Source organism: Streptomyces sp. NRRL S-646 (assembly GCF_000720765.1).
Classification (GTDB): Bacteria; Actinomycetota; Actinomycetes; order Streptomycetales; family Streptomycetaceae; genus Streptomyces.
The window spans coordinates 22,567-43,101 of the sequence record NZ_JODC01000028.1 but is presented as its reverse complement, the minus strand read 5'-3'; the positions used below and the strand labels follow the sequence as shown (position 1 = coordinate 43,101).

The window sequence follows — 20,535 nt, the reverse complement described above, 5'->3', positions numbered from 1 at the left end:
GGCCGCGGCAGCGCGACCCGACTGGCAGAAGTCATCGCCGGCTTCGCACTGCCCTGGACCTCTCGACGGTCTCGGCAGCCGTTTCCGGACAGTTCGCCAGTGCCCACGAACGCCTTGGGCGCAACCGGCCGGTGCGCTGGCTGCAACTCGACGAGCTGGATGCCCAGTTCTTCGAATCGGCGCTGGGTCACTCCGCAATGCCGGGTGCCAAGGTCACACACGTCGAAGCCGCCCACATTCCCATGGGGCCCAGCGTCCTGTCGGAGCTGACATCGCGGACGGTGAAGAAAGCCGTCGGGCTCTTTCCGATGCAGCTGAGAGTCGACCACGGCGACGTGTAGCAGAAGCTCGACGTCATGGTCAAGGTCAAGCCCACCGACCGGGAAGTCATCAAGATGGCCGGACTGGCTGCCGCCCTGTGCGGCGGCCCGGTGGCAACCCACTACGGCAGATTCGACCAACGCCTGGGATTCGTGGGCTGCGATGTACGGGAACTGGCCCTGTACGAGCAGACCGACACCCGCTTCACCAGCCTGGTCCCGAAACAGTACCGAACCTACCGCGATGACCGCAGAGAGGCGTATGTCATCGTCATGGAATGCCTCGGCGACATGGAGCGAATGGACACCTCGGACCATGCACGCGGATGGTCACGCCGGCATCTCGAAATTGCCCTGCGCGACCTCGGGCAACTCCACTCCATCTGGTACGGCAAGGAACCGGAGCTCCGCCGGATGCCGTGGATCGGGCACATTCCCAACGCCGCTGACATGACGGAGATGAGCGACCTGTGGCTGGCCCTGGCCCACCACTCGGCACAGGAGTTCCCCGAACTCGTCGACAGCCGCCACCGCGACCTGCTGGTTTCGCACATCGGCGCCATCGGACGCTGGTAGCCGCAGATCGAGGCGATGCCGAGAACCCTCGTACACAACGACTTCAACCCCCGCAACCTCGCCATCCGTGCGGACGGCAGGCTGTGCGCCTTCGACTGGGAACTCGCCACCCTGCACATTCCCCAGCACGATCTGGCGGAACTGCTCTGCACTGCCCTGGAGCCCGCCGACATCAACGCCACGGTGGTCGAGGAGCTTTCAGAAGTCCACCGCATCTCGCTCCAGAACCATACTCAGATCGCCAGCGACAGGCCCCAGTGGGAACCGGGTACCGCCTCGCCCTCAGGGACCTGGCCATCAACCGCTTCGGGCTCTACTTCGTGGCACACACCGTGCGCCACTACGGCTTTCTCGAACAGTGGTGGCGCAACCTCTGGGCACTGATCGATCTGGCGGAAGCGGCCGACGGGAGCTGATTCCCACTCCCGGGCGATTTTGCCGCTTTCCAGGTCTTCGGATCGCAAATCGGAACGCACCATTCCGTTAAGCCAACCGGATGAGAGCAGGCGGTAGTGCCGCACGGCGCGGGCCTTGCTTCTCACCAGTGCCGTATCCCATCGAAATGACAAGGCGGACCAGTGGGTTCTGAAGCGATTCGCAGTTCTGTCCGGCATGGCCGTGGCCGTCCTGGCCTCCCCCGCATGCCTCGGGGCCGCGAGTGCCGACACGATCGACCTGGGGGCGGGCGGTCTGCTGTCCAACATCAGCGGTAAGAACGCCTCGGCGCACTCCAACCTGTGCGGCGCCAACAGGGTGGGCCTCCTCAACGACCGAACCTGTGTAACCCGGTACGACTCCCACCGCCACGACAACCGTGAGGTGACCTGACCGAGCGGCGGCCTGCTCTCCAACATCGACTCCCGCAACACCTCCGGGTTCAGCAACAACTGCGGGACGGAAACCGTCGGAATCCTGAACCACACCACCTGCATCACCGAAGACAAGTAGGTCACGCAGGCGGGCCACACCCGGGACGGCAACGTCCCCCAACCGTCGTATGCATCCCACGGGTTGTCCCGGGGTGGCCCGGCCCCAACGGACGCGCCGAGAGGGGCGGTGGCGTCGGTGACCTCCGTGGCCCGGCTGATGCCGGACCAGGACGTCGGCGCCGTCCTGGTGACCGAGGAAGGACATCTGCGGTGCCTGGTGAGCGACCGTGACCTGGTGCTGTGGGCCTGCGCCGAAGGCGCCGACCCTGAGCGGGCGACGGTGATGCAGGCGGCCAGCGACGACCTGGTCACCATCACCCCGGACGACAGCCTGGACCGGGCGGTCCCGCTGAGCGCGAGCACTCCGTACGGCAGTTCTCGGTCGTCGAGGGCGACCGTCCGGTGGGCGTGGGCATCCTCTCCCTGGGTGACCTTGCAATGGAACGCGACGAGAAATCCGCCCTCGGCGACATCAGCGCGGCCCGGCCCAACACATGAGGACAGAGCGCCGGCCGGGGCCAGCAGGTCGGCAGCCGACGTTGACATCGGCGCTGTAGGCGCCCGGCTTGAACAGCACGGCGTAGCGCTGGGATCCGTATCAAGTGCGGCCGGCCTCCCGCTATGAGGGGGCTATGTCCTTCCTATGGAGGGGTAAAGAATTCAACCCGGTACTGCCCGGTAGTCCGTGTTCGGGGCTACGGTCCTCCCGCATCCTGTCATGTCACGCTCACTCGGCGTAACGGGATGCTGTGAGTGTCATGCTCCTGACTGCGCGGTTCCACCGCCGCAACGCGCGTCACGGGCTGCCCATCCAGTGCGATTACCTCACGTCAAACGGAGGCAGTACCCATGCGTGAGTCACGCCCGCGCGGGCGGAGACGGAGTCTGCGAAGACTCGTCGCCGTCGCCTTCCCCGCCCTCGCTCTGACCGTCGCCGGATTCACCGCCGCGCCCACGGCCGGTGCCCAGCCTGCCGCGACCCACCCCCAGACCTCCAAGGTCACGCAGAACAACAAGGCGCTGACCGCTCCCGAGCGGCAGACCTACCACTCCACCGGCAAGGCCGGCCAGAAGGTGCCGACCCAGCACCTGTGTGCCACCGCCGAGCCGGGCCTGGCGTCCTGTTTCGCCCAGCGCCGCACCGACATCGAGCAGCGGCTCGCCTCGGCGCTCGCCGCCGCAGCGCCCTCCGGCCTGTCCCCGGCCAACCTGCACAGCGCCTACAACCTGCCCACCACGGCAGGTTCGGGCATGACCGTCGGCATCGTCGACGCCTACAACGACCCCAACGCCGAGTCGGACCTGGCCACCTACCGTTCCACCTACGGCCTGTCGTCCTGCACCAAGGCCAACGGCTGCTTCAAGCAGGTCAGTCAGACCGGCTCGACCACCTCGCTGCCGACCAACGACACCGGCTGGGCCGGTGAAGAGATGCTCGACATCGACATGGTCAGCGCCGTCTGCCCGAACTGCAGCATCATCCTGGTCGAGGCCAACTCTGCGACCATGGCCGACCTTGGCACCGCTGAGAACGAGGCCGTGGCCCTCGGCGCCAAATTCGTCTCCAACAGCTGGGGCGGCTCCGAGTCCTCCTCCCAGACCAGCGACGACACTTCGTACTTCAAGCACCCGGGTGTTGCGATCACCGTCTCCTCCGGTGACTCCGCCTACGGCGCCGAGTATCCGGCGACCTCCCAGTACGTGACCGCCGTCGGCGGCACCGCGCTCACCACCGCCTCCAACTCCCGTGGCTGGAGCGAGTCGGTGTGGCACACCAACTCCACGGAAGGCACCGGCTCCGGCTGCTCCGCGTACGACCCGAAGCCGAGCTGGCAGACCGACACCGGCTGCAGCAAGCGCATGGAGGCCGACGTCTCCGCCGTGGCCGACCCGGCCACCGGCGTCGCGGTCTACGACACGTACGGCGGTTCCGGCTGGGCGGTCTACGGCGGCACCAGCGCCAGCTCGCCGATCCTGGCGAGCGTCTACGCGCTCGCGGGCGCCCCGGGCGCGAGCGACTACCCGGCGAAGTACCCGTACTCCCACACGAGCAACCTGTACGACGTGACGAGCGGCAACAACGGCTCCTGCTCCCCGTCGTACTTCTGCACGGCCGGTACCGGCTACGACGGCCCGACCGGCTGGGGCACCCCGAACGGCACCGCCGCCTTCACCGCCGGCTCCAGCAGCGGCAACACGGTGACCGTCACCAACCCCGGCAGCCAGTCCACCACCACCGGCGGCTCGGTCAGCCTGCAGATCAAGGCCACCGACAGCGGCGGCGCCTCCCTCACCTACAGCGCCACGGGCCTGCCGACCGGCCTGTCCATCAACAGCTCCACCGGCCTGATCTCCGGTACGGCGTCCACCGCGGGCACCTACCAGGTCACCGTCACCGCCAAGGACTCCACCGGCGCCTCCGGCTCGACGTCCTTCACCTGGACCGTCGGCTCCGGTGGTGGCGGCTGCACGTCCGCGCAGCTGCTGGCCAACCCGGGCTTCGAGTCGGGCAGCACCGGCTGGAGCGCGACCAGCGGCGTCATCGTCAACGACACCGGTGAGGCCGCCCACAGTGGCTCGTACTACGCCTGGCTCGACGGCTACGGCTCCTCGCACACCGACACCCTGTCCCAGTCGGTGACGATCCCGGCAGGCTGCAAGGCCACGCTCACCTTCTACCTGCACATCGACACCTCGGAGACCACCAGCAGCACCCAGTACGACAAGCTGACGGTCACCGTCGGTTCGACCACCCTGGCGACGTACTCGAACCTCAACCACAACTCCGGGTACGCGCAGAAGACCTTCGACCTGTCCTCGCTGGCAGGCCAGACGGTCACCCTCAAGTTCAACGGTGTGGAGGACTCCTCCCTGCAGACCAGCTTCGTCGTGGACGACACCGCCCTGACGACCAGCTGACCCCTGCGGCACCCGATCCCGCACACGACAGGCCCGGCCCGTCGTGTGCGGGACCCTTGCGTGTGGATCCGGTTCGCGCCGGTGATTCCGCAGGGGCTGGGCCCGCGCTGCAGGTGCAGCGCGGGCCCAGCCGTCGTCGGGCTGAGAGCGGCGTCGTCAGAAGGCGCCGGTGCCGTGGGGTGTGCCGAGGCCGGTCGGCCCGTCGTATCCCGGCTTTGCGGTGCAGAGGTAACTGCCTCCGCAGGAGCCCTTGCTGCCCGAGGTGACGTCGTTGAGCGCCGAGGTGTGGCTGTACGGATACGAGCCGCCCGCGACCTGGGAGGTGTTTCCGGCCAGTGCGTAGACGCTCGCGATGATCGGCGACGAGACGCTGGTGCCTCCGACTTCGACCCATCCGTCGGCACCCTGTGCGACTCCGAGTTGAAGCTCGGTGTCGCACACCAGTCCGCCGCCGCAGCTGTTGTACGTGTCGTAGACCGCCACCCCGGTGTTGGGGTCGGCGACCGCCGACACATCGGCGACAGTGCGCTTGGCGCATCCGGAGTCATGCTGCCAGGAGGGCTTGGCCTCGTACGCCGAGCAGCCCGAGCCCGCGCCGCTCCAGGCGGTCTCGGTCCAGCCGCGGGAGTTGGACGCCTTGCTCAGCGCGGTGCCGCCCACGGCGGTGACGTACGGGGAGGAGGCGGGCCAGGAGGCGCCGTAACCGGAGTCACCCGAGCTCGCTGTGATCGCGACGCCGGGGTGGTGGAAGTGGGAGTCGAAGGAGGTGATGGTGTTGTCCTCGGGCCCGCCCCAACTGTCGGAGACGGAGACGACGCCCGGCGTGGTGGCGGCGGTGTCCTCGGCCTTCATGAGATCCGTGACGTCCGACGAGTCCGCCTCGACCAGGAGGATGTGGCAGCCAGGGCATGTCGCCGAGACCATGTCGAGGTCGAGGCTGATCTCCTCGGCCCATCCGTAGTCGCCGGAGGGCAGCGGCGATGCCTGGCCATGCTGATTCACCTTGCGGAAGCAGCCGTTGGCGGTGGTGCACGACGGCAGGCCGTAGGCTCTGCGGTAAGCGGCCAGGTCCGATTCGGCATTCGGGTCGTTGTAGGCGTCGACGATGGCCACCGTCCGGCCGGATCCCGAGGTGTCGCCCAGGTTGTAGGCGGATCGCAGATCGGACGGCTTGTATCCCGCCGTGGTCGGGGATCCGGTGGTGAACGGTGACATGCGGCCCGAGGCGGTGCGGTGGTCCTTCAGGAGGCCGAAACAGCGGACTTGTCCGGATTGCGAGGGGTGGGCGCAGCCGAAGCCCGTCGTACTCGCGGAGGTGGACGTGAGCGGGGCGGACGAGACCGCGGTGGCCTGAGCGCTGGTGGCCAGGCCGACGGTGAGGGCGGTGACGGTGAGTGTGAGCATCGCGGTGAGGGCCGCTGCCGTCCGCCGCAGCGGGCGTGTCGGTTCGTGGCGGTGGATCACCAGGGATCCGGAGGGTATCTGGCGTCGGTGCATCGAGCCTCCGCGCGGTTTGAGGCGATTCGGGAGGGCTGCATGGCGAAGAGCGGCATTGACAGACGGCATGTCAGGAGACATGTGAGGTGAGCTGCGGGGTCGGGTGGTCTCACCATGAGGCTGCCGTCTTGTGCTGGTCAAGGTCATGCCAATGCAGGTCTTGTGAGGCTGACGCGGTCAGGGAGTGAACCAGTGCTGGTGCTGGCGTGACCGTGGCGGTACTCACTATGTGACCGCGAAGCCCCTGTGCGATCTGCGGGATGAGTTTCCTGACGGGATATCGACGCCTGCCAAAGTCGGAACCGTGCGCGAACTGAAGGCCCCGAAGATCCCGGCTTGGCCGGCGTAGTGGCCGAGGACGTTGCGCAGCTCGGCGACGTTGTGGTCCACCGCGGTGAGGTGGGCGACCGGGGTGAGGGTGGTCTCCTGGGCGATCCGCCCGGTGACGTTGACGGTCCGGCCTCTCGTGGAGCCGCCGGCGCCGTAGGTCACAGAGGCGAAGGTGGGCAACAGCGTCTCCAGCCGGCGGATCGCGGTCCACAGGCCGGCTTCGGCCGCTGTGCTGCGGAATGGCATGAATGCGAATGAGGGCTGATGCGTTCTCCGGTGCCGGGGCCGGGGAAGAACGGCAGATGCGTCCTTCCCCGGCGGACTGGGCTTGCGGTCAGGACGAGGAGAGTTCCTCACGGACCGTACGGGCGGCGGTGACCAGGCTCTCCAGCGAGGATCGGGTCTCGGGCCAGCCGCGGGTCTTCAGCCCGCAGTCGGGATTGACCCAGAGGCGCTCCGCGGGGATCGCCTTCAGGCCGGTGCGGAGCAGTTCGGCGGCTTCCTCGGTGCTCGGGACGCGCGGGGAGTGGATGTCGTACACACCCGGCCCGGCCTCGCGCGGGTAGCCGTGGGCCGCGAGTTCGCGGGCGACCTGCATGTGTGAGCGGGCGGCTTCCAGGCTGATGACGTCGGCGTCGAGGTCGTCGATGGCCTGGACGATGTCGCCGAACTCGGCGTAGCACATGTGGGTGTGGATCTGGGTGTCCGGCCGTACTCGGCTGGTGGTGAGCCGGAAGGCTTCCGTGGCCCATGCCAGGTAGCCGGGGTGGTCGGCGGCGCGCAGGGGCAGGGTCTCGCGCAATGCTGGCTCGTCGACCTGGATGACCGAAGTCCCGGCCGCCTCAAGGTCGTTCACCTCGTCGCGCAGGGCGAGGGCGACCTGGCGGGCGGTGGCTCCGAGCGGCTGGTCGTCGCGGACGAAGGACCAGGCCAGCATGGTGACCGGTCCGGTCAGCATGCCCTTGACCGGCTTCTGCGTCAGCGACTGGGCGTACGACGTCCAGCGCACCGTCATCGGCTCGGGGCGGCAGATGTCGCCGGCCAGGATCGGCGGACGCACGTACCGGGTGCCGTAGGACTGGACCCAGCCGTGCTGCGTGGCGAGGTACCCCGTCAGCTGCTCGGAGAAGTACTGGACCATGTCGTTGCGTTCGGCCTCGCCGTGCACGAGGACATCCAGGCCGGCCTTCTCCTGGAAGGAGATGACTTCGCCGATCTCGGCCTTGATGCGCTCCTCGTAGCCGGCCGTGTCGATCCGCCCGGCGCGCAGGTCGGCGCGGGCGGTGCGCAGTTCGCCGGTCTGCGGAAAGGAGCCGATGGTCGTGGTCGGCAGCAGGGGCAGACCGAGGTGGGCGCGCTGAGCCGCCGTGCGTTCGGGGTACGGCTGCGAGCGACGGGCGTCCGCCTCGTTGACGGCGGCGGTGCGAGCCCGTACGGCCGGGTCGCGGGTGATCGGCGAGCTCGCGCGGGAGGCCAGGTCGGCGCGGTTCGCGGCGAGTTCGCCGGTGATCGAGCCGGTGCCCTGCGTGAGGCCCTTGGCGAGCGTGACGATCTCGCTCGTCTTCTGCTGTGCGAAGGAGAGCCAGCGCCGGATCTGCGGGTCGATGTCCCGCTCCCGGGCGGAGTCGAGCGGCACGTGGAGCAGGGAGCAGGAGGCGGCCACGTCGACCCGGTCGGCCAGCCCGAGCAGGGTGCCGAGGGTGGACAGCGACTTCTCCAGGTCGTTGGCCCAGATGTTGCGGCCGTTGACGACCCCGGCGATCAGGCGCTTGCCGGGCAGCCCGCCCACGGCGGCGAGCGCGTCGAGGTTGGCGGCGGCGGACTCGGTGAAGTCCAGTGCGAGACCGTCGACGGGAGCCTTGGCCAGTACCGGCAGCGCGTCGCCGAGCCGGTCGAAGTACGAGGCGACCAGCAGCTTTGGCCGGTCGGTCAGGGCACCGAGGTCGCGGTAGGCGCGCGTGGCGGCATTCAGTTCGGCGGGAGTGCGGTCCTGGACCAGGGCGGGCTCGTCGAGCTGCACCCACTCCGCGCCGGCCGCGCGCAGGTCGGCGAGGACCTCTGCGTACACCGGCAGCAGGCGGTCGAGGAGGGTGAGCGGGTCGAAGCCGGCGGGCACGCCGGGGGCCGGCTTGGCGAGCAGGAGGTAGGTGACCGGCCCGACGAGTACCGGACGGGCGGTCAGACCGAGGGCGAGTGCCTCCTTCAATTCCGCGACCTGCTTGGCGGGGTGGGCCGTGAACACGGTGTCCGGGGCCAACTCGGGCACCAGGTAGTGGTAGTTGGTGTCGAACCACTTCGTCATCTCCAGCGGTGCCACGTCCTGCGTGCCGCGGGCCATCGCGAAGTAGCCGTCCAACGGGTCCGCGTCGACGGCCTCGCGGTGGCGGGCGGGGATCGCGCCGACCATGACGGTCGTATCCAGGACGTGGTCGTAGTACGAGAAGTCGCCGGCCGGGACCTCGTCGATGCCGGCCTCGGCGAGCTGCCGCCAGTTGGCGGCGCGCAGGAGGGCGGCGGTGGAGCGGAGGGCGTCGGCGGTGACGCGGCCCTTCCAGTAGCCCTCGATTGCCTTCTTCAGTTCCCGGTCCGGGCCCTGGCGGGGGTAGCCGTACACGGTGGCCTGTGCTGCCGCGGCTGCGGTCTTGGTGGTCACGGAGATCTCCTTCGCGAGATGAATCCCTGAGATCCCGGGTGACGGGACGAGAGCGCGAAGGGGTGACGGACCGGACGGCAGCGGCCGTACGACCGTCCGTCTGGTGTGTACGCCGACCCGCCCACGAGGTCACCGGGATATCCGCGCACGAGTGGGTCGCACACGGGCAGCGGGCAGGTCTTCGGACTCGCGGGCCCATCCTCCGGACGGAGGACACCTACTGGCCGTCGCTTCCCAGGCCCGGTATGTCGGACTCAGTGCGTATGACGGCGGTCGTTCCCGCTCACCGCTGCGGGGCAGTCCCGGATTCCCACCGGGTTCCCTCTTACGACGCATCCCGCCTGGCGGACGGGGCGAACCAGCTGCACCGGCCAGCCTACGGGCCCACTTCCGGACGCGGCGTGTCCCGTCCACCATCCGGATGGTGAGGTGGCCCACGCGGCGGACGGGCGTGAAACGGACCGAGGGCGGGAAGCGCCGCACTCGCGCTTCCCGCCCTCTTCCCAGTCGCGCCGCGCGGGACCCTCACCCCTGCGGCGAAGTGCGCGGGCCCCTCAGCCCGCATCTACCAGGCCCTCAGCCCTGGTCGTAGGTGTATCGGCGACCTGACCCGCAAGCAGCAGACCGCCGAGACCGCGAAGGCGAAGATCCGCTTCCTGGAGACCAACCCAGCCACCCGCAACCTGACCGCCGTGAAGAAGAAGCGGTACGTCCTGCTGAGTGGGCAGGCGATGAACCCGTCCATCCGAACGGTCGAGGGGATCGAGCAGGTCGCGGCGGGACTGCGCGACTTCGGGCTCGCCAAGTGAGCCTGCGCGCGCTGCTGTTGACCGGCGGCGGCCTGGTCGCGTTGCTCGCCTCGGTCGCCGTCCCCGTGACGATCGGGCCCGCAGACATCTCCACCGGCGACGTGTGGGCGTCCGTCGCGGCCCATCTCGGCTTCGGCGAGGTCGGGTAGCCGGAGCCCATCGCTGGGCCCCGGCCCCCTCAGAACCGGACGTGCGGCTTTCACCGCATCCGGCTCAAGCAAGCCACTTGGGCTTCGTGGGACAGGAACTTACGGTCCGATCTCCGTCGTTTGCATGATGCTGACGGTGACAATCGGCATGCACGAGGCGGGGGTTGGCTCGTGCGTCTGTACCGCCGTCTCTCCGGTAAACGAGGTGGTGCTTGTTGAGCAGCTTCCTCGACGCCGAGAACCAGGCAATCCACTCGCGCATATTGTCCGGCTCATATTCGGCTCCTTCGATCAGCGCCTCACGACACAAAGGACACACGCCCCTCTGTCGCGCCGCCAGGAGAAGACTCGTCTTTCCCATCGGCGGTGGCGCTTTGATACGGCGACGCGCCCGCCAATAGCCCTTCAGGGCCGGATCGTCCGGAGACGCCGCCCCCTTCACCGGGACATGGCGGGTATATGCAGTCCAGGCGAACTTCTGGAGGTAGGCCCCACTGGCGTGGTCGCCGAACACCCAGTTGTCCCGTCTGGACTTGTTGAATCGACCGAAATAGTGGCGCTTGATCCACAACCCCGAACGGTTCTGGTGGCTGTGTTTCGCCCACTTGTAGAGCAGCGTGAACATGTAGAAGTCCATCGAGCAGAACACTCGGTGCGACGCCACACCCCGGTAGTACGCACTCCAACCCTTCACCACCGGGTTGAAGGCACGGATCACGGCCTTGGCGGGGCCGCCCCGCAGGGCGCGCATGTCCGTCCGCAGCCGTTTCCGGAGTTTGTTGCACGCTGCCTTGCTCGGCCGGATGACCAGCTTGTCCCCGTGCCGCTGCACGGTGAACCCCAGAAAGTCAAACCCCTCATCGAGGTGGACCACTTGAGTCTTGGCCTCGTTGAAACGCAGACCTCTGGGCGCAAGCCAGGCCGCCAAATCCTCCTTGACCCGATATGCCTCCTCCTCGCTGTGGCACAACGCCACCAGGTCGTCGGCATAACGGACCAACACGGGTACCCCTGGAGCGGTATGGCCCTCCCGCCCTTTGTGCTTCTCATAGCGGAATCCCGCGGCCTTCTCCATCCCATGCAGAGCAATGTTCAGCAGCAAAGGGCTGACGACGCCGCCCTGGGGAGTTCCCTCCTCGGTCGGCGCCCAACGGCCGTTCTCCATCACGCCGGCCCGCAGCCAGGCACGGACCAGGTCCCTGGCGGGGAACTGCCCGATCATGGCCATCAGGTGGTCGTGACTGATGCGGTCGAAGGCCCCTTCCAGATCCGCATCCAGCGCCCAACGGCGCTTCGCCTTCGGTCCTCGTGTGGAGGCCCGGATGGCGGAGATCGCGTCCTGGCAGCCTCGTCCGGGGCGAAAGCCATAGGCTCTCGCCTCGAACTGGGCCTCCCACTCGGGCTCCAGAGCGTTCTTCACGCGGGCCTGGAGCACCCGGTCACGGATGACCGGGATGCCGAGCGGGCGCTGCTTACCGTTCGCCTTGGGGATGTACACGCGCTTGACCGGCTGAACCTTCCACGGAGTGGACGACCGGTGGCTGTGCGCTGCCAGTTTGGCCCGCGCCGCCGGAGTGAGGGCGCGTTCTCCGTCGATGCCAGCGGTCTTGCGACCACTGCTCTGCTGCGCCACCCGGCGCACGCTCACCAGCGTATTGCTGCGGCTTCGCAACATGAGCTTTTGCAAGTTCCGGACCTTTTTCAGGTCCCCTTCCCGCAATGCCTTGAAGATCCGCTGCCTCAGCCGCCGTACGTTCCTCTCACACGTGGTCCAGTCGATGCTGTGCCACGCCTGTGTGAATGGCCCGTCCTCAGGTCCGTTCACCTCGGACGCGCGGGCAGTCGCATCTGCCACTGTGGTGCTCATGCGCGCCTCCGGCATCTAACTTGTCCCTTGGTTCTAGCGTCTTTGCGTTGGGGCTTCAAAGGCTCACCTGGTCCACGTGGGCGCCCTTTCGGGCCGGGCCACCAGGGCCCGTATCCGGCGGGTTATGGCGGACAGCATGTGGAGAGTCGCTGTCCGGTTTCCCCTGACCTTTCGGCCAACCGGCATTCGCTTCTTGGACCATCCTGTTCCTGCCGGGGAGTTGGGCCTTCCTTACGGTTGGCTTACCGGTCGAACCGGACTCCGACAGGGTTTCCGTGTTCCGCATTCCGAAGATGCGGCTGGGGTGGGCGCTCCCTATACCCCGTGGCCAGCGGTGTCCTACCTCCGATGTTGCTTGCACCGGAGGCCGCCTGTGCCTTGCAGCACCGGGCCATCCCCCGCGAAAACAGACCATCTCGGGGGTCCCATATCGAGGCATCAACCAGGAGTTCACGCACGTTCGCCCGTCCAGCCTTCCCCTTGCCTGTGGCCCTCGATGGCCGAGGTGCCCTTGGGCGTGAACGCTCAGCTTCACACCCCGCCGTCACCGACGACGCATGTGAGCGCGGGGACAAATCGCGACACTGATTAGGAGGAAATCCCTTGTCTGAACCTCTCCACGAGAATCACCTCACTTCCGGAAATGCGGCCTCACGTCGCACAGCAAGTTGGCGCCACTGCGGGACGGCATCGTGTGGAATCTGCGGATGCCGCGTACCCTGCTCGCCGCCGTGTGCGGAGCCGGACTCGCGGTGTGCGGTGCGGTGATGCAGTCCCTGCTGCGCAATCCGCTGGCCGACCCGTTCGTGCTCGGGGTCTCCTCCGGCGCGTCCACGGGAGCGGTCGCCGTGGTCGTACTGGGCGTGGGCGGGGAAGCGGTGTCCCTTTCGGCGGGCGCCTTCCTTGGCGCGCTGCTCTCCTTCGCCCTGGTGCTGCTGCTCAGCTACACCCTCGGCGGCAGCTCCGACCGGGTCGTGCTGTCCGGGGTGGCCGCCATGCAGCTGTTCTCCGCGTTGACCTCCTTCATCGTGCTGACCTCGGCCGACGCCGAGACCACCCGAGGCGTGCTGTTCTGGCTGCTCGGCTCGCTCACGGGCGCGGATTGGGGCCAGGTGCTGCTGTGCGCCGTCGTGCTCGGTGTGGTCCTCGCGATCTGCCTCGGTCACGCCCGGACCCTTGACGCCTTCGCCTTCGGCGACGAGGCCGCCGCCGGACTCGGTGTCCACGTCGTCCGCACCCGCCTGGTCCTGCTCTGCGCGACCGCGCTGCTGACCGCTGCCCTGGTCAGCTGCGTCGGCGCGATCGGCTTCGTCGGCCTGGTCCTGCCGCACGCCACCCGTGCGTTGACCGGCGCTGGGCACGCCCGTCTCCTGCCCGTCACGGCGCTGACCGGCGCGGTGTTCCTGGTGTGGGTGGACACCCTGGCCCGTACTGTCCTTGACCCCCAGGAGGTCCCGGTGGGCGTGGTGACATCCCTCATCGGCGTACCGGCGTTCGTGGCCGTGCTCTACCGAGGACGGAGCAGGGCATGACCAGCCTCCACGCGGACGGCGTCGTACGGCGCTTGGGCGACAAGGTCGTCGTCGACAACGTCACCCTCACCCTCCGCCCCGGCGAGACCGTCGGCCTCCTCGGCCCCAACGGCTCCGGAAAATCCACCCTGTTGAGACTGCTGGCCGGTGTCCTCGCCCCCACCGCCGGAGTCGTGACCCTGGACGGGCGCCCGCTCACCGAGGTCGGCCGCCGAGTCACCGCACGCCGCATCGCCACCGCCGAGCAGCACGCCGACACCCAGACCGAACTGACCGTCCGCGACGTAGTCGCCCTCGGCCGCATCCCGCACCGCCGCGCCTGGACACCCACCACGGCGGCCGACACGGCAGCCGTCAACGAGGCCCTCGCGCGCGCCGGCCTGACCGACCGCGCAGGCCAGTCCTGGCACACCCTCTCCGGCGGCGAACGCCAACGCACCCAGATCGCCCGCGCCCTCGCCCAGGAACCCCGCGAACTCCTCCTCGACGAACCCACCAACCACCTCGACATTCAGCACCAGCTCGACCTCCTGGAGCTGATCGCCGGCCTGCCGGTCACCACGGTGATCGCCCTGCACGACCTCAACCTCGCCGCGATGTACTGCGACCGCCTGCTCGTCCTGCGCGACGGCCGCGCGGTCACCGAGGGCACCCCGGCCGAGGTCCTCACCCCCACCCTCATCGAGCAGGTCTACGGGGTCCGCGCCGAGGTCACGTCCGACCCCGGTCACCCCGTGATCCGCTTCCTTCGCCCAGCGGCCACGGCGGACAGAATTTCCCTGAAGAGAGGCACGACGAGTGACGTCCGACCAGCGTTCTGAAGGAACCCATACGGAGCGTGCCCCTGCCGGAGAAGAAGGCTGCCTTACAGCGAAGGTTCACCAACGTCAGGGAAGTCTGAGTGCGCTGGTCAGAGGTGCAGCCGCTTAAGCCGGCCACCGGCAGCCGCGTACCGCGAGTGCGGCGGGCCGGGGGTGTGAACGTCGTTGTGACGGTCGCTGGATGGAGAGCTGGGACGAGGATGCCGTGCGCGCACGGATACGGGAGATGGCAGCACGGGATCCGCGGGAGTGCTTCGGGGCGCACACGCACCGGTACGAGTTGGCGCCTCGGCTGTCAGAGGCGGAGATCCGGGCGTTCGAGGAATCCCATGGCATCGATCTGCCGATGTGGTATCGGTCCTTCGCCGCTGAGGTGGGAAACGGCCCCGCCGGTCCCTGCCAGGGGTTGATGCCGTTGACCGTCCCCCGCCCAGAGGCCGGCGAGGAGTGGGCCGTGGACGGCGAGTGGCAGAAGGACCGACTGCCGGGCCGACTCGCCGAGCCATTCCCTCTGGCCGAACCCGGGCGGATCGGCGCACCGGCCGATGCGCTGACCCGGGGCACGCTCATGCTGACCGAACAAGGCTGCGGCATGTTCATCCGGCTGGTCCTGAACGGCCCGCGAGCCGGCGAGGTCTGGCAGATCGATCCCGACTGGGGTGGCTTCATACCTGTGAGCCCCGGGTTTCGCACCTGGTACCCCGATTGGCTGGAGAATCCGTAGGTGCGCGCTGGGCAGGCAACATGAACTCCCTAGTTCATCGATTGCGGTGATCAAGCCGCAACTACGGCCAGCCACACCCGATCACAACAGCTCATAATCAAACGCGAGAACAGGGAACTGCTTCCAGAAGCGCACAGTCAAGGGTCTCGGCAGCCCTTCTTTTGCGCCGAGCGGACAACGAGCCGCGAACGCCAGAGTGGTGCGAGACACCCCATGTGTATGCCCCGCAGTCTTGTGCGGCACCCCTTGACCGTCCCGTTCGATCGGGGCATGCTCATCCTGCTTCTCAGCTGTCCCAGCGACTGGTACGCCGGACTGCACGCTGAGGGTCGCCTGGGCGACCCTCGCCGCATCCATCCCATGTATCGACTTCGTCGCCCTCGCCATCTCAGCTGGTGCCCGTCGGTAAGCAGTGCAACGCGACAGACAAAATCAAACACGAGGCAACATGACAGCAGATCCGCGCGCAATGTCCACGAGGGCCCTCGCCGCCGGAACTGGCTGTCCCGCGCAGAACAGGAGTTTCAACGACCGAGTCGGCCCCCGGTCCGGACCCCGGGGGCGGGTCCGGATCGGAGCGGCACGGCGCCGACGGAGATGCGAGCGGTGCGGGCGGTTCGGCGGGTACCTACTGCGGTACGCCGACCGGCGGCAGAGGCATGACCGGCATCCCGTGGGTCGTGGCCCGCGCGCAAGCAGTCACCGTCCGCGTCGGCGCGGCAGGCTCCCAGCGCCCCCGACGGCAGTGACGCAGCTGCGGAAGCGTGGCTGCGGCGGGCAGCCGACTCCGAGGGTCTTGGTGCACAACCGACCCTGGCTGTCCCTGGATATGACCAGGGATTCCACCGGCGACGGTGCCGACCTGACGCTTTGGGTCTGCAACGGCGGCAGTAACCAGCGGCGAAAGCTCGGACAGGCGCAACGGCCAGACCGCCTTCTTTGCGCTCGGCGCGGCCTGACCCGCTCAGGCACCGGTACTCCGGCAGCGGTATCTCCTGGCGCTCAGGTCTGGCCGCAGTGATGTCGGCGCGGTCCGGGTCCCGCTGCCCGGCCGCTGCGACGACACGGCGGGTGAGCCGCGCCTTCAGCGGAGCCGGCACCAAGCAATGCGAACCCTGTTCCTGAAGGAGAGTGTATGAAGACCTGTGGAAGCCGCCTCCGGCGCTTAACCCCGGTCGGCCTGGTCGTCGCGATGCTGTTGAGCCTGCTCGGACTGCAGGCGGCGACCGGGACCGGAGCGCACGCCACCACCAACCAGTTCCACGGCGTGAACTGGGCCGACCCCAACGACAACTTCGTCACCGGGAACATCACGCCGGTCGGCCTGTCGAACACGGATGACTATTCGACGACGTACGCGAAGGCCACCTCCATCCTCAAGGGCTTCCAGGCGTTGGGAGCCAACACCGTGCGCATGGGCTTCAACCGGGCGACTGTTACCGGCAGTTGGTGGAACAGCTACACCGCCGCCTTCGATGCGGCCACCGCGCTGGGCATGAACGTCGTGCTCGTCCCGTGGCTGCAGAGCGGTGTGATCGGTGACACCAACTCGTTCTACGCGATGTGGGACACCGTGATCAGCAAGTACGCGGGCAACAGCCGGGTGTACTTCGGCATCATGAACGAGCCTTGGGGCTACAGCACCACCGACGAGGACAACATCGCGGCGGCCTGGGTGGCGCACTACTCCCAGGTACCCCGCGGCCGGATCCTGGTGCCCGGCGCCTGGGAGGGGAACCTGTGCGCCGTCGGCGCCGACTCCCGCCTCGACGGCACCCTGCTCTCGCTCCACGACTACACCCTCGGCGGAGAGACCCACCCCACCGAGGCCGAGTGGATCACCAGCTTCGAGAACAACGTCTGCGGATACGACAGCCGCGCCGTACTCACCGAGTTCGGTGTCCCGATGAACACCGGTGTGAACTACAACGGGCCACGCGACGGCGTCAACGACGTGTCCTTCCTCTACGCGCTCACCGACACCGTGCGCAAACAGGGCATGGGCTCGATCCTGTGGACCGGCGTGAAGTTCGCCGACCAGACCCAGGGCCCAGGCCCGTGCGAGAACGCCTCCTGCGCCATCACCTCCCTGCAGGGCAGCGCGCCGAATTACACGCTGAGCATCAACAACCAGTCCGGTCTCGACCGGCTTCAGTACGGCTGGGGCACAGGCGGCCAAGGCGGCGCCACCGGCCCCGTCCACGCGGTCGGCGCAAACAAGTGCCTGGACGTGCCCGGCGCAACGCAGACCAACGGGACAGTGACGCAGATATGGGACTGCAACAGCGGCAGCAACCAGACCTGGACACACACCGCGAGCAACCAGCTCACGGTCTACGGCGCCGGGAAGTGCCTGGACGCCGCCAACAACCAGACGACCCCCGGCACCCCGGTGGAGATCTGGGACTGCAACGGCGGCGCCAACCAGCAGTGGATCCTCAACGCCGACGGCACGATCACCGGTAAGCAGTCGGGGCTCTGTCTCGATGTGACCGGGGCGTCCACCGCCGACGGCGCCAAGCTCGAACTGTGGACCTGCACCGGACAAAGCAACCAGCAGTGGAAACTCGGCTGACGCCACCGCACCTCAGCAGCCGTCCGGGACTGCGCCCCGGACATCCCGCGGTGCGCGGGACGGGTCCGCACTACCGTCCCGCACACCGCGGCAGCGCGTGAGTAGCGAGCGAGTAGCAGAGCGGCGTCGCCCGGTGCGGCGTTCGGGGAGGATCGCGTCCACCACCGTGTCACCCAGCTCCTCAAGAGAGGTGATCGTGTGGTTCAGGACCCGCAGCAGTTCAGTGATTTTCCGGTCGACGGCGCGATCGCGGCTTTCCACCAGTGCGTCGTCACCACGGCGTCCACCGACGATCCGTCCCGGTGACGAGGCAGATGAGCCCGGAGGGGGTCGTGCGGATGCCGTAGCTCCGGCCGGCAGGTCTGTCACGGGCCGTCCGACGGTGTCCTCCGCCGTCCGGCCCAGCAGCTGACACCCTCCATCGCTCCAGCCTGGATCCGCTCCTGGAGGGCATCCCAGCCGGCGCGTTCGGGAACGCGGAGGCCGCTGATCCTCACGCAGGGCTGCACACCCGCCGGTACGGGGCGTCAGGAACGTAGGTCTGCCACTGGGACGGGCTCAGACCGGACCCGCCTGTGCGGGCGCACACCCGCGACAGGGCGCGGGCAGGGTCGAGATCGTACCGCTGGAGGGGGACATGGGCGCTGCCCGCGTACAGGGTGGTGCCGCGGGCGTCGAACGCGAGGGTGTACACCGCGTCCCCGGGAGTGGTGAGCAGCCCGCCGATCCGTTGCCCGGCCGGCACGTCCCACAGTTGCAGGCCGCCGTCGCTTCCGCGACGAAGGCGCCTTGTGCAATCCCCGCGTGCGCCAGATCGGCCGCAGTGTCCGGCGACCGCTCGTTGCTGTTCCAGTTGAGGCACCCTGATCCCAGTTCAGGGGAACTGGTTGTGCCGTCAGCTGGCGCCACTCACCGGTAGTTCGTTGGATCCGGAGGTAGAGGTCAATGCCGTGTCCGGTGGTGACCGCGTCGATCAGGGTCTGGAGCTCGGAGGGTGGGCCCTTGTCCGTCCAGGCTCGCCACCAGCGATTGAGTGTGACGTCAGATCACTCAATTCCGATGAATAGCCAGGGTTACGGCGTTGTCGGCTATTGAAGGTCGGGGCCGGAACCGTGTGGCTGAGAATCCGGGCTGCTGACTGGGGATGGTGGTTCGGCTGCTGGTGAACGCCAATCTCCGGCGGGACCCGTCCGCATATCCTCCGGACATGGTTGATCAACGCTCGGTCGACGTTGGCGAGGTCCGGCTGGCTTATCAGCTGTGGGGTCCTGCGGATGGTCCGCCGCTCGTTCTGTTGCACGCGCTGGGCAAGGATGCCACCGACTGGGAGGCGGTTGTGCCCGCCCTCGCCCGGGGTCGAAGGGTGTATGCCCTCGATCTTCGCGGTCACGGCCGAAGCGACTGGCCGGGGGACTACTCACTCGAACTCATGCAGGCCGATGTGCTCCGGTTCTTGGACGCACTGGGAATTGGACCAGTGGATCTGATCGGGCACTCCATGGGCGGGCTCGTGGCCTATCTGCTCGCGGAGGACCATCCGCAACGGGTGAGCCGGCTTGTCCTGGAGGATGTGTCGGTTCCCCGTCCCCGGGAGCCGGGCACCCCGGCCAGACCGGACGGCGCCCTGACCTTCGACTGGGAGATGGTGTTGGCTGTCAGACGGCAGATCGACCAGCCCGATCCCAGGTGGCTGGAGCGACTCGACCGGATCACCGCCGGGACCCTCGTGATCGCCGGCGGCCCACAAAGTCATGTTCCCCAGGCCGGAGTCGCTGAGCTCGCTCGCTGCATCCCTGGCGGGCGAATGGTCACCATCCCGGTGGGACACCTGATCCACCACGCAGCGCCGGAGGCGTTCACCGAGGCGGTTTCGGCGTTCCTGGAGGAAGACTTCCGTCCTGCCCGCCAAACATGAGCATGGTCACGGGCCGTGACGTGCGGACGGCCGCACGGGTTCTTCGAGTGTGACCAAGAAGTGGGCTCGTGCGGCCATGTCTCATCCTGCCTTCACGGGCATCTCGCGCGCACATCTCGGCAGTCTGATCGAGGAGTTGGCCGGGCCGTGGCAGGCCCGGCGTGAATCGGCATTGCAGCAGCGGCGGGGAGGGAAGCGTCACCGTGTCGCCGGGGCCGGCCGCAAGCACGAGCTGGTGTTCACCGACCGAGAGCTGGTCGCTTTGGTCCACCTGCGCACTCAGCTCCCGCACGCCGCGTTCGCCGAGCTCTACGGGGTCGGCCGTTCCACCGTCACCGAAGCCATCGGCGAGACCCGCCCGCTGCTCGCCGACCGCGGCTTCGCCGTCCCCGGTCGGCCCGGAGTGCGTCTGCGGACGTGGGCCGACGTGTTCGTATACGCCGATGCGGAGGGCGTGACCTTGCGGATCGACGGGACCGAGACCCAGGTCCGCCGACCGAAGGCCCACCGGCCGGGCCCCTGCGCGTTCGTTTCCGGCAAGAAGAAGCAGAACACCATGAAGACCACCACGATCAGCGACGGACAGGGCCGCATCCTTTGGTCCGGGGCCGACCGGCCCGGAAGAATGCACGACCAGACCGCGATGCGCACCGAGGGCATCGCCGAGCAGTTCCGTCTCCACCCGGACGTGAGAGCCGAGGTGGATGAGGGCTACCGGGGTCTGGCGAACGAATTCCCCGAACAGGTCAGTGCACCGCCGAAGAAGCCGAAGGAGGACGTCGTTCTCGGTGACCAGTACGCCTGGCGTGAGCACCGGCGCCGCCAGTCCTCGGCGCGGATCTGCGTCGAACACGCCAACGCCGAACACAAGCAATGGCGCCCGCTGCAACGCTTCCTCTGACGCCGCGAGCACTACCCG

General features: G+C 68.1%; 13 protein-coding genes, 7 pseudogenes and 1 riboswitch. Of the genes and pseudogenes, 15 read left to right on the top strand and 5 right to left on the bottom strand.

Going from position 1 to position 20,535, the window contains the following annotated elements:
• The first annotated feature begins 131 nt into the window (after window positions 1-131).
• From IH68_RS57460 to IH68_RS0144120, 7 genes and pseudogenes are all read left to right on the top strand, one after another.
• Window positions 132-341, top strand: coding sequence for a hypothetical protein (locus IH68_RS57460; protein WP_030948074.1), 210 nt, complete (start codon window positions 132-134; stop codon window positions 339-341).
• A gap of 15 nt (window positions 342-356) precedes the next feature.
• The gene (locus IH68_RS0144140; protein WP_030948071.1) at window positions 357-896 is read left to right on the top strand and encodes a hypothetical protein; all 540 of its coding nucleotides are present in this window, start codon (window positions 357-359) and stop codon (window positions 894-896) included.
• Between the two features lie 15 nt (window positions 897-911).
• Window positions 912-1,040, top strand: a pseudogene (locus IH68_RS60005) (phosphotransferase); the annotation flags it as partial.
• A gap of 113 nt (window positions 1,041-1,153) precedes the next feature.
• The gene (locus IH68_RS58735; RefSeq protein ID WP_234341784.1) at window positions 1,154-1,312 is read left to right on the top strand and encodes a hypothetical protein; all 159 of its coding nucleotides are present in this window, start codon (window positions 1,154-1,156) and stop codon (window positions 1,310-1,312) included.
• A gap of 196 nt (window positions 1,313-1,508) precedes the next feature.
• Window positions 1,509-1,724, top strand: a complete 216-nt coding sequence (locus tag IH68_RS0144130) for a hypothetical protein (RefSeq protein WP_030948069.1) — start codon at window positions 1,509-1,511, stop codon at window positions 1,722-1,724.
• Window positions 1,725-1,907: 183 nt separating this feature from the next.
• Window positions 1,908-2,323 (top strand): annotated as a pseudogene (locus tag IH68_RS58730) (CBS domain-containing protein).
• 351 nt (window positions 2,324-2,674) lie between these two features.
• A complete protein-coding gene (locus IH68_RS0144120; RefSeq protein WP_030948066.1) occupies window positions 2,675-4,744 on the top strand; it encodes a putative Ig domain-containing protein in 2,070 nt (689 codons plus the stop codon).
• Window positions 4,745-4,900: 156 nt separating this feature from the next.
• Here IH68_RS0144120 and IH68_RS0144115 read toward each other — a convergent pair whose 3' ends face one another.
• The 3 genes and pseudogenes from IH68_RS0144115 to metE form a co-directional block, all read right to left on the bottom strand.
• Window positions 4,901-6,148 carry a S53 family peptidase gene (locus IH68_RS0144115; RefSeq protein WP_030948062.1) on the bottom strand — a complete coding sequence of 416 codons (1,248 nt, stop codon included), beginning with the start codon at window positions 6,146-6,148 and terminating at the stop codon, window positions 4,901-4,903.
• 429 nt (window positions 6,149-6,577) lie between these two features.
• Window positions 6,578-6,829 (bottom strand): annotated as a pseudogene (locus tag IH68_RS0144110) (methylenetetrahydrofolate reductase); the annotation flags it as partial.
• A 76-nt stretch (window positions 6,830-6,905) separates the two neighbouring features.
• Window positions 6,906-9,224 carry a 5-methyltetrahydropteroyltriglutamate--homocysteine S-methyltransferase gene (metE, locus tag IH68_RS0144105; protein ID WP_030948058.1) on the bottom strand — a complete coding sequence of 773 codons (2,319 nt, stop codon included), beginning with the start codon at window positions 9,222-9,224 and terminating at the stop codon, window positions 6,906-6,908.
• 154 nt (window positions 9,225-9,378) lie between these two features.
• Window positions 9,379-9,602, bottom strand: a riboswitch (cobalamin riboswitch).
• A gap of 218 nt (window positions 9,603-9,820) precedes the next feature.
• On the opposite strand from metE, the pseudogene IH68_RS54420 reads away from it, so the two are divergent.
• Window positions 9,821-10,033, top strand: a pseudogene (locus IH68_RS54420) (ABC transporter substrate-binding protein); the annotation flags it as partial.
• Window positions 10,030-10,173 (top strand): annotated as a pseudogene (locus IH68_RS55875) (iron ABC transporter permease); the annotation flags it as partial. The pseudogenes IH68_RS54420 and IH68_RS55875, both read left to right, overlap by 4 nt.
• 73 nt (window positions 10,174-10,246) lie before the next feature.
• Here IH68_RS55875 and ltrA read toward each other — a convergent pair.
• The gene (ltrA, locus tag IH68_RS0144090) at window positions 10,247-12,049 is read right to left on the bottom strand and encodes a group II intron reverse transcriptase/maturase (protein WP_030948057.1); all 1,803 of its coding nucleotides are present in this window, start codon (window positions 12,047-12,049) and stop codon (window positions 10,247-10,249) included.
• A gap of 662 nt (window positions 12,050-12,711) precedes the next feature.
• Here ltrA and IH68_RS0144085 point away from each other — a divergent pair.
• The 4 genes and pseudogenes from IH68_RS0144085 to IH68_RS0144070 all read left to right on the top strand — a co-directional run.
• A pseudogene (locus tag IH68_RS0144085) lies at window positions 12,712-13,581 on the top strand (FecCD family ABC transporter permease); the annotation flags it as partial.
• The gene (locus IH68_RS0144080) at window positions 13,578-14,402 is read left to right on the top strand and encodes an ABC transporter ATP-binding protein (RefSeq protein WP_030948053.1); all 825 of its coding nucleotides are present in this window, start codon (window positions 13,578-13,580) and stop codon (window positions 14,400-14,402) included. The pseudogene IH68_RS0144085 and the gene IH68_RS0144080, both read left to right, overlap by 4 nt.
• A 181-nt stretch (window positions 14,403-14,583) precedes the next feature.
• Entirely contained in the window at window positions 14,584-15,126 is a 543-nt protein-coding gene (locus IH68_RS0144075) for an SMI1/KNR4 family protein (RefSeq protein WP_030948050.1), read from the top strand.
• Between the two features lie 1,135 nt (window positions 15,127-16,261).
• Window positions 16,262-17,701 carry a ricin-type beta-trefoil lectin domain protein gene (locus IH68_RS0144070; protein ID WP_030948046.1) on the top strand — a complete coding sequence of 480 codons (1,440 nt, stop codon included), beginning with the start codon at window positions 16,262-16,264 and terminating at the stop codon, window positions 17,699-17,701.
• Between the two features lie 493 nt (window positions 17,702-18,194).
• Here the strand turns inward: IH68_RS0144070 and IH68_RS0144060 are convergent, their stop codons facing one another.
• Window positions 18,195-18,446: a hypothetical protein gene (locus IH68_RS0144060; protein ID WP_030948043.1), complete on the bottom strand. Its 252-nt coding sequence runs from the start codon at window positions 18,444-18,446 to the stop codon at window positions 18,195-18,197.
• A gap of 462 nt (window positions 18,447-18,908) precedes the next feature.
• Between IH68_RS0144060 and IH68_RS0144055 the strand changes: the two genes are divergently transcribed.
• A complete protein-coding gene (locus IH68_RS0144055; protein WP_037886289.1) occupies window positions 18,909-19,616 on the top strand; it encodes an alpha/beta fold hydrolase in 708 nt (235 codons plus the stop codon).
• A gap of 76 nt (window positions 19,617-19,692) precedes the next feature.
• Window positions 19,693-20,514 (top strand): annotated as a pseudogene (locus tag IH68_RS50840) (transposase family protein); the annotation flags it as partial.
• Window positions 20,515-20,535 lie beyond the last annotated feature (21 nt).

Coding starts and splice junctions, on each gene's coding strand:
- IH68_RS0144070 (WP_030948046.1), top strand. CDS start 16,262: ATGAAGACCTGTGGAAGCCGCCTCCGGCGCTTAACCCCGGTCGGCCTG.
- IH68_RS0144115 (WP_030948062.1), bottom strand. CDS start 6,148: ATGCTCACACTCACCGTCACCGCCCTCACCGTCGGCCTGGCCACCAGC.
- IH68_RS0144055 (WP_037886289.1), top strand. CDS start 18,909: ATGGTTGATCAACGCTCGGTCGACGTTGGCGAGGTCCGGCTGGCTTAT.
- ltrA (WP_030948057.1), bottom strand. CDS start 12,049: ATGAGCACCACAGTGGCAGATGCGACTGCCCGCGCGTCCGAGGTGAAC.
- IH68_RS0144130 (WP_030948069.1), top strand. CDS start 1,509: ATGGCCGTGGCCGTCCTGGCCTCCCCCGCATGCCTCGGGGCCGCGAGT.
- IH68_RS0144075 (WP_030948050.1), top strand. CDS start 14,584: ATGGAGAGCTGGGACGAGGATGCCGTGCGCGCACGGATACGGGAGATG.
- IH68_RS0144140 (WP_030948071.1), top strand. CDS start 357: ATGGTCAAGGTCAAGCCCACCGACCGGGAAGTCATCAAGATGGCCGGA.
- IH68_RS0144120 (WP_030948066.1), top strand. CDS start 2,675: ATGCGTGAGTCACGCCCGCGCGGGCGGAGACGGAGTCTGCGAAGACTC.
- IH68_RS0144080 (WP_030948053.1), top strand. CDS start 13,578: ATGACCAGCCTCCACGCGGACGGCGTCGTACGGCGCTTGGGCGACAAG.